The organism is Arthrobacter sp. 05N425, assembly GCF_056397125.1.
The window spans coordinates 96,329-109,064 of record NZ_JBFTMU010000004.1 but is presented as its reverse complement, the minus strand read 5'-3'; the positions used below and the strand labels follow the sequence as shown (position 1 = coordinate 109,064).

Genomic DNA, 12,736 nt, shown 5'->3' with positions numbered 1-12,736 from the left:
CAACACACGCCGAGCCGAGGAGCGCCTTCCATGACTGACAAATCCGGCAAGCACGAAGAGCCCGGGGCCCCGGGCGCGGAAGAACGCGGCCGCGAGGAACCCCAGGCCGCGCCAAAACCCGAGCAGGGCGTTAAGTCCCGCCTCACGGATGCCCAGAAGGAAATGCTTGCCAGCAAATCCCGCGGCGGCGCCGGCCTGCAGAGCGTCGGCCGCAGCCACAAGCCCACCCACGCCAGCGGCAAGCAGGGCCCCGCGCAGAAGAAAGTCCGCTGGTAGGACCTAGAGACATCTCACCGGCGCCGACCTACGATTGGGGGACGCTTCATTTCATCGCAGAAAGGAAGAGCCATGGCGGATCATCACTCGAACGAAGAGATCGAGCCTGAGGTTGCGAGTCACCTTGCGGAGTCCATGGACGAGGTTCCCGGGCCGGAGAGCAAGCGACCGGAACCGCCCTCGCCCGCCGACGGCCATGAGTGGCCGGACGGCAGCGGGAAGCACCGCCACCCCAAGGACCGGGACGTGGTCCGCGGGCAACAGGGACAGCAAGTGGCAGACGCGGCCATCCACCGGCAAAGCCGGCCGCAGATCCCCCATCACGACTAAGAACCATGAGGGCCCGCCACGGCGGGCCCTCACTTATGTTCGACGACGACATCGGCCGGTGTCTTGTCCAGGCGCCAGCCGCGCCAGACCGGGTGGCGGAGCTTGCCCCCTCCGGTCCAGTCGCCGAAGGTGACCTCGCCGACCAGCCTGGCGGACACCCACCGGGCGTCGGAGGCATCTTCCGCCGGGACCTCGGCGAAGGGCGAGGTCTTGCGTGGGATGGCATCGAGCTGCTGACGCAGTTCCCGGAGTTCGCGGCTGCTGAACCCGCTGCCCACCCGGCCCACGTAGCGCAGTTTCGCCCCGTCCGGGATGCCCAGCAGCAGTGAACCGACCGAGTCGCGGCGCCCGCCGTTTCCGGGCCGCCAGCCGCCCACCACCACTTCCTGGGTCTTCTCGAACTTGAGCTTGAGCCAGGACCGGCTCCGCTGCCCGACGTAGCGTCCGCCGGTGCGCTTGGCCATCACGCCCTCCAGCCCCAGCTCCTCCGCGCTTTCCAGGATGTGCCCCACTTCGGCGTCGATCACCTCGGAGAGTTCCACCGGGCAGGCGCCGTCCCGGGCGCCGTCCCGGAAGAAGGTTTCGAGGCGGTTCCGCCGCTCCCGGAGGGGGCGCCGCCGGAGGTCCTCGCCGCCCTCGGTGAGCAGGTCGAAGAGCATCAGGCGCACCGGGGTGGAGGCCTGCGCCTTCGCCACGTCGGCGGCCTTGCTCAGTTTCATCCGCCCCTGCAGAAGCCCGAAATCGGGCTTGCCGGCCGGTCCGACGGCGATGATCTCGCCGTCGGCGGCGAACTCCTGCGGCGGCCAGCAGGAGCGGTCCGTCAGCTCCGGGTAGCTGGATGACATGTCGTTGCCGTTGCGGCTGATCAGCCGGATCCGTTGAGCGTCGCCCAGGACCAGGGCCCGGATGCCGTCCCATTTCAGCTCGAACTGCCAGTCCTTGTCGGCCAGGTCGGCAGGGGTTCCCGCGCTGGCCAGCATCGGCGAGAGCTCCGCCGGGTCCGGGGCGGGGGTCAAGTCAGCCGGGCGGTCTTCAGTCGCCGGCAGGGGCCGCTCCGCGGCGGGTTGGTTGCCGTGACCGGCATCGGGCGTGTCCATCAGGTGGATGAGCCATTGATCGTTGGCCTGGCCGGTGTGGATCAGCGCGAACCTCCGGGTGCCGCCCAGCCCCCCGCCCTCCTGGCCGGTGAGGGTGGCGATGACTTCCTTGCCCGCGATCCATTTTTCGCACTCGTAGTGCCCGCGGTCCCAGATGCTGACCGTGCCCGCCCCGTACTGGCCCTTGGGGATGGTCCCCTCAAAGTCCGCGTAGTCCATCGGGTGGTCCTCGGTCTGGACGGCGAGGTGGTTTTTGGCCTTGGTGGTTGGCACACCCTTGGGCAGCGCCCAGGACACCAGCACGCCGTCGCGCTCGAGGCGGAAGTCGAAATGCAGCCGGCTGGCGTGGTGTTCCTGGATCACGAAACTCTCCCGGAGCGTGCCGCCGTCGGTCCTGCTGCGGTGCTGTTGGGCCGTGAACGGCTCCGGCGTGGCGGCCGCGTCCCGCTTGGTGCGGTAGGTCTCCAGCCGGGGGTCGGTGTCGCCGCCGTCGCCGGCGGTTGGGCCGTCGGATCCGGGCGTGCCCCCGGCGCCGGCCGCCGGCGCGCCGTGTGGAGCACCGGCGTGCCCGGCCCCGGAGATGACCGCGAACGGGTCCTTGCCCGCCTTCACCCGCTTCATCACCTCCAGGTAGTCGAGCTGGTGCAGCGAAGGCGCGTCGAGCTCCCGCCAGGTTCGCGGCGCCGCAACAGTGGGACGGAGCCTGCCCCGGAGCGAGTAGGGCACGATGGTGGTCTTCGCGGCGCTGTTCTGGCTCCAGTCCACCAGCACCTTGCCGGTGCGCAGGGTCTTCTTCATGTCGCTGACCGCCAAATCCGGGTGGTCGGCCTCCAGTGCCCGGGCCAGTTCGTGGGCAAACTCCGAGACCTGGTCCGAGCTCTGCGAGCCGTCCAGCGCGGCGTAGAGGTGGATGCCTTTGCTGCCGCTGGTCACGGGCACGGGCTCCAGGCCCACGTCCTGCAGGATGCTGCGCGCCAGTTTGGCGACTTCCACGCATTCGGCGAGTCCTGCACCGTCCCCGGGATCCAGGTCCAGCACCAGCCGATCCGGGGGCAGGGCGTTGCCGTGCGAATCCACCCGCCACTGCGGCACGTGGATCTCCAGCGCCGCAATCTGGGCCAGCCAGGTGAGCGTGGCCGGATCGTTGACCAGTGGGTACTGGATGGTCCGCTCCTTGTGCGTGATGGACGCGCGCGGCACCCAGCCCGGCGTGGAGTGGTCCAGGTTCTTCTGGAAGAACATCTCGCCGGGCGCCTCCGCGGTCCCGACGCCGTGGACCCAGCGCTTCCGGGTGGCCGGTCGGTTCGCCGCTGCCGGGATCAGCACAGACGCCACCGCGGCGTAGTAGGCGAGCACATCGGCCTTGGTGGTCCCGGTCTCCGGGTACATCACCTTGTCCAGATTGGTCAGCACCAGTTCCCGGCCGTCGACCCGGACGCGTTCCTTGCTGTCAGCCAAAACACTTCACCTCCGTGCGGCTCTGGTGTTCACTTGAGCCATGAGAGCCATCTGGAAAGGCGCAATAGCGTTCGGGCTGGTCAACGTGCCGGTCAAGGTCTACAGCGCGACCGAGGACCACGACATCAGCCTGCATCAGGTCCACAACGCCGACGGCGGCCGGATCCGTTACCAGCGCCGGTGCGAGATCTGCAGCAAGATCATCGACTACGAGGACATTGACAAGGCCTACGAGGACGAGGGCCGGACGGTGATCCTCAGCCGTGAGGAGCTCAAGTCGATCCCCGCGGAGAACAGCCACGAGATCGAGGTGGTGCAGTTCGTGCCCGCCGAGCAGCTGGACCCGATGATGTTCGAGAAGAGCTACTACCTGGAACCGGACGCGAAGTCGCCCAAGGCCTACGTGCTGCTGCGCCGGGCCCTGGAGGACACCGACCGGGTGGCGATCGTCCAGTTCGCACTGCGGGAAAAGACCCGGCTGGGGGCGCTGCGGATCCGCGGCGACGTGCTGGTGCTGCAGGGGCTGCTGTGGGCGGACGAGGTGCGCGAGGCGAGCTTCCCCGCGCTCGAGACGAGCGTCCGGATCTCGGCTCAGGAACGGGAAATGTCCGCGGCCCTGGTGGACTCGATGGCGGCCGACTTCGAGCCGGAGCAGTTCACGGACGACTATCAGCTCCAACTGCGGCAGCTGATCGACGCGAAGATCGAACAGGGCGAGTCGCTGGACACGGAGGAGACCTTCGGTGCTCCGGCGGCGGAAGCCGGAACCGGTGAGGTGATCGACCTGATGGACGCGCTGAAGCGCAGCATCGAGCGAAAGCGCGGAGCGGCCGCGGGCGGTGGCGACGACGACGGCGCAACCGCCGGAGCGGCGGCCGGCAGCAAGGCGAAAGCTGCGCCGGCCGGGAAGCCCGGGTCCAAGACGGCTCCGAAGGCCGCGGCCAAGTCCACTGCAAAGGCCGCCTCCGGCGGTGCCGGCGGGACGGGGACCGCCTCCAGAACCGCCTCCAGGGCGGCCGCCGCCAAGACCACAGCGTCCAAGACCACAGCGTCCAAGACCACAGCGTCTAAAACCACAGCGTCTAAAACTTCCGCCGCGAAGGGGGCTGCGCGCAAGGGCGCCTGAGCCCGCGTCCGGGTTCGCCCCCCGCGCTTGTGGCGTCATCGGCTCAGGAATTCCGCAGAGCGGAGATCAGTTCGCTCTTCTTCTTCGCTGAATAGCCCTTCAGGCCGATCTCCTTGGCCTTTTCCCTCAACTGCGGGACGGTCCAGTCCTCATAGTCGCCGGACTTGCCGCCCTTGCGGCCCACCGATGACCTGCCCCGCTTGGCCGCCGCGTTGGAGACTCGGGCTGCCTTCTGCTTCGAGGCGCCGTCCTCCAACAGCGCTTCATAAAGTTCCGGGTCCTTGATGCTGGGGCTCTCGGAACCCTGCGGCGCACCTTTTTTCGCAGGCATGGCTACCGCGGCCCGCCGTCGGCAGGATCGGCCGGATCGGCCGGGACAACAGCATCGGCGGGGACGACGTCGTCGACCTCGCCGCGGTCCACGGAGGAGCGCCATTCGCCGGTCTCGATGCCGCGGGACTCGATGAACTCCTTGAAACGGCCCAGGTCGGCGCTGACCTGGCGGCTGTCCGCACCCAGCGCGGAGCCGGTCTTCTCCACCACGCCCTCGGGCTCCCACTCAAGTTCGACGCTGACGCGGGCGCGCTCGGCGCCGAGGGATTCAAAGGTGACGGTGCCCGCATTGCGCGGTTTGTCCTGGCTGACCCAGGCGATCCTGCGGTCCGGGGTCTGCTCGGTGATCTGGGCGAGGTAGTCGCGCCGCACCCCGGCGATGTCGGTCCGGAACTGGAGCGAGGTCTCGTCGATCTGCTCCACCGCCTCGACGCCCTTCATGAATTCCGGGAAGGTCTCGAACTGGGTCCACTGGTTGTATGCGGTCGACACGGGGACGTCGACGTCAATGCTCTCTTGCACGCTTGCCATGGTTCGTCTCCTTGAGGCCGGGAACTGGTCCTGGCGGCTGCCCGGGGCGGCAACCACGATTCCCAAGCTATCGACGCCCGCCGGGGAAAACAAGCATCTACTAAGGCCCCTTATGAAGCGTTTCCGGCGCGGGCGCGCCCGGAAACGACGGCGGCCCGGCACCACCCGGGGGGTGGGGCGGGGCCGCCGTCCGCGCTGCTGGCGCTATTCGGCGTCGTGGTCCGTCTCGAGGATCTGGACGAGGCGGTCCAGGGCGGCGTCGGCGCCGTCGCCCTCGGCACGCAACACCACAACCTCGCCGTGCGATGCGCCCAGGCTCATCAGGGACAGGATGCTGGCGGCGTCCATGGCCTCGTCCTCCGGTTCGCCGAGCCGGGCGATGGTGATTTCGAGATCGAACTCGCCTGCAGCCTCGGCAAAGATGGCGGCCGGGCGGGCATGCAGCCCTACGCGGCTGGCAATGGTGGCGTTACGTTCGGTCATTTCTGCTCCTTGGATTCAGCTTTGGATTATCAGCTTGGGAAGGTCTGTGGTGGACCGGCTCAGACGGTTACGGGAACCGGTTCAACCGTATCAACGGTCTTCTTGACTGCCCAGCGCTTGAGCGCGATCACGGACAGCGCGGTGACCACCGTGCCGACCGCGATCGAGACGACAAACATCAGGAAGTTGTCGATCGCGAAGAAAACGAAGATGCCGCCGTGCGGTGCCTTGGAGCCGACGCCGGCCGCCATCGAAATGGCGCCGGTCACCGCGCCGCCCACCATGCTGGCGGGGATGACGCGCAACGGGTCTGCTGCGGCGAAGGGGATGGCCCCTTCCGAGATGAACGACGCCCCGAGCAGCCAGGCCGCCTTTCCGTTTTCCTGTTCTGCGAGGCTGAAGAGCTTCTTGTTCAGGACGGTGGAAGCGAGGGCCATGGCCAGCGGCGGCACCATGCCGGAGGCCATTACGGCCGCCATGATCTGCCACGGCGCCTGGTTATCCAGCGATGCGGCGCCCAGCCCGGCGACGGCGAAGGAGTAGGCAACCTTGTTGACGGGGCCGCCGAGGTCGAAGCACATCATGAGTCCCAGGATCACGCCGAGGGCGATCGCGCCGGCGCCGGTCAGGCCCGAGAGCCAGGTGTTCAGGCCCTTGGTGATGGCGACGATCGGGCCGCCGAGGATCAGGAACATCAGTCCGGAGGCGACGATCGAGGCCAGCAGCGGGATGATAACCACCGGCATCAGGCCGCGCAGCCAGCGGGGCACCTGCAAGCGGCCGATCACGAGGGCGATGTAGCCGGCGAGCAGGCCGCCGACGATACCGCCGAGGAAGCCGGCCCCCATGAACCCGGCCACGGCACCGGAGACGAAGCCCGGTGCGATGCCCGGGCGGTCGGCGATGGCGTAGGCGATGTAGCCGGCCAGGGCCGGGACCAGGAAGCCCAGCGACAGCGCGCCGATCTTGAACAGCACGGCCCCGATGTAGGCGCCAAGCGGGCCCCAGGCGTTGTCCGGGAACTCGGTTGGCAGGTTGAACAGGCTGTTCTGCACCACGATCGTGTCCGCGTACTTCGTGATCAGGTAGCCACCCATCAGGAAGCCGAGGGCAATCAGCAGGCCGCCGCCGGCCACGAACGGGATCATGTAGCTGACGCCGGTGAGCAGGGCTTTCTTGAGCTTCTGGCCGATGTGCTCGCCCTTTTCCTCGGCCTCGTGCTGGGCCTGTTCCTCGGCGCCGAAGTGCGGCACGCGCCGGGCGTTGGGGTTGTCGGCCGCGGCGAGGGCTTCCTGGACCATCTTGTCCGGCTCGTCGATGCCACGCTTGACCGGGGCGTTGATGACCGGCTTGCCGGCGAAACGCTCCTTGCCGCGGACGTCGACGTCGACGGCGAAGATGACGGCGTCGGCCGCGGCGATCACGGCCGGGTCGAGGGCCTTCGCGCCCGAGGAACCCTGGGTCTCCACCTGCAGGTCGATGCCGACTTCCTTGGCCGCAGCCACGAGCGAGTCGGCGGCCATGTAGGTGTGGGCGATGCCGGTGGGGCACGCCGTGACGGCGACGAGGCGCTTGGTGCGGGGAGTCCCGGGGGCCGCCGGCGCTGCCGCGGTTGAGCCGGCCGCTGCCGGAGCGGCAGTGTCGGCCGGGACGTCGGCGGCGTGGCTGGCGGGCTTGTCCGCCAGCGCGCCCTCGACAAGCTCCACGACCTCGGCCTGCGTGGCGGCTGCCCGCAGCGCTGCGGTGAAGTCCTTCTTGATCAGGGACCGGGCCAGCTTGGACAGGAGCTTGAGGTGCTCCTGGTCCGCGCCTTCCGGGGCCGCGATGAAGAAGATCAGGTCGGCCGGACCGTCCTTGGCGCCGAAATCGACCGGCTGGGACAGCCGTGCCATGGCCAGCGTCGCTTCCGTGACCGCCGTCGAGCGGCAGTGCGGGATCGCGATGCCGCCCGGCACCCCCGTGGCGGTCTTGGATTCGCGGGCGAAGGCGTCCGTGAAAAGCCCTTCGACTTCGGTGGCGCGTCCGTTGGCGGCAACTCTGCCTGCCAGGTGCCGGATCACGTCCTCGGGCGTAGTGCCTAGATTCTGGTCGAGCTCGACCAGTTCGGTAGTAATGAGCTGGGTCACTGTCAATCCTTCTTCAGGGCCGTGATGGTTACGGCGGCGGGGGTTGTTTGATGCACTGCCGGGACGGTGGAGCCGGGCAGCGAGGCAGCGGCGGCACCATGGGCCACCGCCTGACGCAGGCAATCGGCCGGGGCGGCGCCCTGGCTGGAGGCGAGCAGGTAGCCGGCAAGCGAGGAATCGCCGGCGCCGACCGTGCTGACCGCCTTGACCGGCGGGTGCGTGGCCAGCCATGCGCCGTCGGCCGTCACAAGCACCGCACCCTTGGAACCGAGGGTGGCGAGTACGGCACCCACTCCGGAACGCACGACGGCGGCGGCGGCTGCCGCGGCAGCCTCCGGGTCACCCTCGAGTTCCTCGGCGGACTTATCCGTGGCGAACCCGGCCGCGGCAGCCAGTTCCGCCAGTTCCTCGGCGTTGGGTTTGAGCAGATCCGGTTTCCCCAGGGCGTCCCCGGAGATCGCGGCGGCGAGCGGTTCGCCGGAGGAGTCGACGGCGATGAGGGGTGCCTCGGTGCCGTCGTGCAGGGACCGCAGCCGCCGGGTAACGGTGGCGTAGAAGTCGACCGGGACTCCCGGGGGGAGCGAGCCGGCCAGGACGACCCAGCTGGCGCCGCGGGAGGAATCCAGCAGCAGCCCGATCAGGGCCTCCTGCTGTTCCCCGTTCAGCGCCGGACCGGGCTCGTTGATCTTGGTGGTGACGCCGCCGGGCTCGGTGAGCGCCACGTTGCTGCGCAGCGGCTCGCCGATGGGCAGGGCGGCGAACGGTACCTCGCTGTCGCGCAGGCCGGCGAGCACCGGGTCCGCAGCCGCCCCCGGCAGCACGGCAAGGGTTTGCAGGCCGGAGGCGACGAGTGCACGGGAGACATTGACTCCCTTGCCGCCGGACTCCTGCCGGACGGAAATGGCGCGCTGCACTTCGCCGCGGAGCAGCGGGCCGGGCAGCGCCACGGTGCGGTCCAGGCTGGGGTTGGCCGTGAGGGTGACGATCATGCGACCACCACCTCCACTCCGGCGTCCGCGAGGGCTTCGGCGAGGGCCGGGCTGGGTTTCGTGTCTGTGATCACGGTGTCCAGATCTTTCAAGGAGGCGAACTGGACCAGCGTCTCTGCATCCAGCTTGGAGGTATCAGCCAGCACCACAATGCGGCGCGCTGAATGGACGAAGGCGGCCTTGACGGCAGCTTCTTCAGGATCGGGAGTGCTCAGCCCGAAGGCCGCGGAAATACCGTTGGTGCCGATGAACGCGATGTCGGGCCTTATGCGCCCGGCAGCTTCGACAGTGGACTGGCCGACGGCGGCCTGGGTCAGGCCGCGGACCTTGCCGCCGAGCAGGTGCAGGGCGATGCCGGGTTCGCCGGACAGCCTCGCCGCGATGGGCAGTGCATGGGTGATGACCACCAGTTCGGCGTCGGCCCCGGTTCCGGAGGCCGCTCCGGCGGCGGCCGTGCGGGCAGCGAGCAGCTCCGCGAGGGCCTCGGTGGTGGAGCCGGCGTCGATCAGGATGCTGCCGGACCGGCCCCGCGGGATGAGGGCCAGGGCCGCCTCCGCGATCCGGGTCTTCTCGGGCTGCCGCTGCACGGTGCGCTCGAGGATGCTCTCTTCCGTGGTGCTGATGCGCTCGGGGGAGACAGCGCCGCCGTGGACCCGGCGGACCGTGCCCGCGATTTCAAGGGCGGCCAGGTCGCGGCGGACGGTTTCCGTGGTGATGCTGAAGCGCTCGGCGAGGTCGGTGACACTGGCCCGGCCGCTGGCGGCGACGAGCTCCACGATCAGTTGTTGGCGTTCCTCGGCGAACACGTGCCCTCCATTGCGACATTTACTCGAGTGCTGCTATTTCCTGTGCTGCGGCTTCCGGCTGCTTCGGTGACCCCCATCACATGAAGTGGAATTGATTGACTTTATCTTTGTTCATGTGGCTTTGTCAACGAAAAACCACATGAACGCAGACGAGGGTGTCGGAGGGTCCGGGGACATGCCCAGCCCGTGGGCCTTGAAGGGGGCATGCCCATTCTTCGCACCCCGGAGTTGGGGACATGTCCATTCCCTGGGCCGAGGCATGGGCATTTCGGGATTATGTCCGTCGGCCGCGTCCGAGGCTGGGCATGTCCGGGCTTCGTTCCCCGCAGCCGTTGGACATGTCCATTTCCTGCGGACCAGGAGCGGGGGGACATGCCCATTCCCTGGGTCCGGTAGTGGGCACTTCGGGTCTATGTCCATTGGCCAACCCCGGGGGTGGGCATGTCCGGACTTCGCTTGCCCGGCGGAGCATGTCCATTGCTCGGCCCGGGGTATGGACAGTTCAGGTCTATGTCCATTGGACAAGCCCGACGTTGGGCATGTCCGGACGCGGGGCCGTGCCAGGCGGGCGTGGGAAGCTCGCCGGGCCCGCAGCTTAAACGCCCGACGCCGGGCCCGACCTGCGAGGTCCGGCCCGGCGTCCGGGTCAGTTGGGTGGCGCGTCGCGGCGCCGGGGGATCAGATGCCGGCGTCGCGGCTTTCATTGCGGGTGATGGTCTCGCCGGTGTTGGGGTCGACGACGGAACGGGTCTCGCTGACACGGCGGGTGCGGCTGCGGCCGGGGGAGGCCAGGATCAGGGACGCGACCAGCCCGATGACGCCGACCACCATCAGGATGTAACCGATCATGGTCTGGTCCACGTTGGGGATCAGGCCGGGCGCGATGGCCCAGGCCAGGATGGCGCCGATGGCGATAAGGAAGATGGAGGAACCGATTCTCATGACTTGCTCCTTGTTGTCCGGGTGGGACCGATAGGTATTGCTAAGCATGCTGTCCAGCGTCACGCTACAGCCCGGTACGTGTCCTTTCAACGATTTTGGCCGCGCCCCGCCGGGGAAATCCGCAGGTGAGGGGCCATATCGGGCCATTTCCGCGGCGTTTTCGGACAAGGGCGTCAACTCCGGGCAAGCGCGGCGCGGATCCGGGGTGCAGCTGTCCGTATCCGTAGCGGAATTCCCGGGCCGTAGCGCAAACCGTGGCTGGGTCCGGCGCAAGGACCGGTAACCGGCGCGGTAACCGGCGCGGTAACCGGCGCGGGAACCGGCGCAGGAACCGGTGCAGGGGCCGGCGTTGGACACGGGGAGCGGACGCCGTGGCGCCAAGCGGCACCACCGGCCGGGCTGGCTAGGCTGGCCCCATGAATACTGTTGTCTGGTCCAGGCCGGAGCCGGAGCGCGCCGGCACGCCGCTGCTGGTGATGTTGCACGGCTACGGCACGGACGAGACCCGGATGGCGGACCTGTTTGCCAGCCTGCCGCCCGACTTCACCTGCGCCGCCCTGCGCGGGCCGAAGGTGATCGGGGATGACTACGGCTGGTTCCTGCTGGACTACTTCCTCACCCACGACTTCGCGGACGTCATCAGCGCCACGAACTCGGTCTTCAGCTGGATCGACGCCGTCAAGGGGCGGCACAGCAGCGTCAGCCTGCTCGGCTTCTCCCAGGGCATGGCCATGGCGAGCACCCTGCTGCGGCTGCGGCCGGAGGGGTTCCGTGCCGTCGTCGGGCTGTCCGGCTTCGTGCTGGACAACGAACTGCTGGCCATGAGCGAGTCTTTCGACGCGAGGCCGCCGTTCTTTTGGGGGCGCGACAAGGCGGATCCCGTGATCAACGACGCCGCCACGGCACACACCGAGGAATGGCTGCACCGCAACACCCAACTCACGGCGCGCAGCTATCCCGGGATGGGCCACGCGATCTCCCGGGCGGAACTCGTGGATGTCGGCGCGTTCCTGCGCCACTACGTGCTGCGCTGAGCCGGATTCCGTACCTTCAGGAGCCGGATTCCGTACCCTCTGGCAATTCCATTCGATGGAAAACCGCCGCCACTTGCGCGCCGAATTTATAAGCGTTTACACTCAACTTTGGCCAATTTGATCGGCCCACTACTGCAGGGGGAAGAAAGGTCCAGGCCCGTGTCGCATGGCTAAGGCTCCACGCGTGACCATCCAGGACGTCGCAGCCCTCTCCGGGCTCTCCATTTGCACCGTTTCCCGGGCTCTCCGGCACCTCCCCAACGTGTCCGAAAAGGCCCAGGCAAAAGTCGCCGACGCGGCCGCCAAGCTCGGCTACAAGGCATCGTCCGCGGCCTCGCGCCTGGCCGGCGGAACCACTGGCGCAGTGGCGATCATCGTCCCCACCGCGACGGCCTGGTTCTTCGCCCAGGCCGTCGAGGCTGCGGAGGAAGTCCTCGCCGACAGCGGCTACGACACCGTGCTGATCAGCCTCCGCAACCGGCCCAGCGTGCAGCGCAAGCTCTTCGGCGACCTGGCCGGACTGGCCCAGCGGGTGGACGGGGTCCTGCTGCTGAACGTTGCCCTCGACGGCGGCGAAATCGCCGCCGTCGAAGCCTCCGGCCTCGCCGTCGCGAGCGTGGGCATGCACGGCGTCCCGTGGGACAACGTGGGAATCGACAATGAAGGGGCCGCCCGGCAAGCCACGGGCCACCTGCTCGGGTTAGGCCACTGGGACCTGGCGATGCTGGCCGGTCGCGAGCCGGGGGAGCGCTCCGTGGTCACCGCGGACGCGCGGCGGCGCGGCTTCGAGATGGCCCTCGCCGAACACGAACTGACCGTTGATCCCGACCTGGTGCTGGACGCCGGATCCAGCATCGAGGGCGGACGACGGGCCATGACCGAACTGATCGAGAACCGCAGGATGCCGTCCGCCGTTTTCGCCGGCTGCGACGAGACCGCGTTCGGAGCGCTGATGGCCCTGCGGGACCTCGGTTTGTCAGCGCCCAAAAACGTCTCCATCATTGGGATAGACGATCATCAGATGAGCTGGTTCCTCGGGCTCACCACGATGGCCCAGCCGGTCGCCGACCAGGGCGCGTTCGCCGCCAACCTGCTGATCGAAAGACTCCACCGCTCCGGGCTTCCGAATCCCCCCGCCACGCACCTGCTGGAGACCAAGCTGGTCGAGCGCAGGAGCACCCGCCGCCGACGCTGATGCCGGCCAA

General features: G+C 68.5%; 13 protein-coding genes. 5 read left to right on the top strand and 8 right to left on the bottom strand.

Annotated elements, in window-relative coordinates:
• Positions 1-30: 30 nt before the first annotated feature.
• Positions 31-276: a hypothetical protein gene (locus AC1DGE_RS08130; RefSeq protein WP_441418088.1), complete on the top strand. Its 246-nt coding sequence runs from the start codon at positions 31-33 to the stop codon at positions 274-276.
• Positions 277-348: 72 nt separating this feature from the next.
• Positions 349-606: a hypothetical protein gene (locus tag AC1DGE_RS08125; protein ID WP_441418087.1), complete on the top strand. Its 258-nt coding sequence runs from the start codon at positions 349-351 to the stop codon at positions 604-606.
• A gap of 29 nt (positions 607-635) precedes the next feature.
• On the opposite strand, the gene AC1DGE_RS08120 is transcribed toward AC1DGE_RS08125, so the two are convergent.
• Positions 636-3,161 (bottom strand): ATP-dependent DNA ligase, encoded by a 2,526-nt coding sequence (locus tag AC1DGE_RS08120; RefSeq protein ID WP_441418086.1) that lies wholly within the window; start codon positions 3,159-3,161, stop codon positions 636-638.
• A gap of 40 nt (positions 3,162-3,201) precedes the next feature.
• On the opposite strand from AC1DGE_RS08120, the gene ku reads away from it, so the two are divergent.
• Positions 3,202-4,287: a non-homologous end joining protein Ku gene (gene ku / locus AC1DGE_RS08115; RefSeq protein WP_476908892.1), complete on the top strand. Its 1,086-nt coding sequence runs from the start codon at positions 3,202-3,204 to the stop codon at positions 4,285-4,287.
• Positions 4,288-4,330: 43 nt separating this feature from the next.
• On the opposite strand, the gene AC1DGE_RS08110 is transcribed toward ku, so the two are convergent.
• From AC1DGE_RS08110 to AC1DGE_RS08080, 7 genes are all read right to left on the bottom strand, one after another.
• The gene (locus AC1DGE_RS08110; RefSeq protein ID WP_476892977.1) at positions 4,331-4,618 is read right to left on the bottom strand and encodes a DUF7218 family protein; all 288 of its coding nucleotides are present in this window, start codon (positions 4,616-4,618) and stop codon (positions 4,331-4,333) included.
• A gap of 2 nt (positions 4,619-4,620) precedes the next feature.
• Positions 4,621-5,151, bottom strand: coding sequence for an SRPBCC family protein (locus AC1DGE_RS08105; protein ID WP_476908893.1), 531 nt, complete (start codon positions 5,149-5,151; stop codon positions 4,621-4,623).
• 204 nt (positions 5,152-5,355) lie between these two features.
• Positions 5,356-5,634, bottom strand: coding sequence for an HPr family phosphocarrier protein (locus AC1DGE_RS08100; protein WP_138767728.1), 279 nt, complete (start codon positions 5,632-5,634; stop codon positions 5,356-5,358).
• A 59-nt stretch (positions 5,635-5,693) separates the two neighbouring features.
• Positions 5,694-7,760, bottom strand: coding sequence for a PTS fructose transporter subunit IIABC (locus tag AC1DGE_RS08095; RefSeq protein WP_476892975.1), 2,067 nt, complete (start codon positions 7,758-7,760; stop codon positions 5,694-5,696).
• A gap of 2 nt (positions 7,761-7,762) precedes the next feature.
• The gene (locus AC1DGE_RS08090) at positions 7,763-8,749 is read right to left on the bottom strand and encodes a 1-phosphofructokinase family hexose kinase (RefSeq protein WP_441418081.1); all 987 of its coding nucleotides are present in this window, start codon (positions 8,747-8,749) and stop codon (positions 7,763-7,765) included.
• Positions 8,746-9,555, bottom strand: coding sequence for a DeoR/GlpR family DNA-binding transcription regulator (locus AC1DGE_RS08085; RefSeq protein ID WP_476892974.1), 810 nt, complete (start codon positions 9,553-9,555; stop codon positions 8,746-8,748). Before AC1DGE_RS08085 ends, AC1DGE_RS08090 begins: the two co-directional genes overlap by 4 nt.
• Before the next feature lie 678 nt (positions 9,556-10,233).
• Positions 10,234-10,497 carry a DUF6458 family protein gene (locus AC1DGE_RS08080; protein ID WP_138767724.1) on the bottom strand — a complete coding sequence of 88 codons (264 nt, stop codon included), beginning with the start codon at positions 10,495-10,497 and terminating at the stop codon, positions 10,234-10,236.
• A gap of 416 nt (positions 10,498-10,913) precedes the next feature.
• Between AC1DGE_RS08080 and AC1DGE_RS08075 the strand changes: the two genes are divergently transcribed.
• Positions 10,914-11,531 (top strand): alpha/beta hydrolase, encoded by a 618-nt coding sequence (locus AC1DGE_RS08075; RefSeq protein WP_441418079.1) that lies wholly within the window; start codon positions 10,914-10,916, stop codon positions 11,529-11,531.
• A gap of 184 nt (positions 11,532-11,715) precedes the next feature.
• A complete protein-coding gene (locus tag AC1DGE_RS08070) occupies positions 11,716-12,726 on the top strand; it encodes a LacI family DNA-binding transcriptional regulator (protein ID WP_441418078.1) in 1,011 nt (336 codons plus the stop codon).
• Positions 12,727-12,736: the final 10 nt, after the last annotated feature.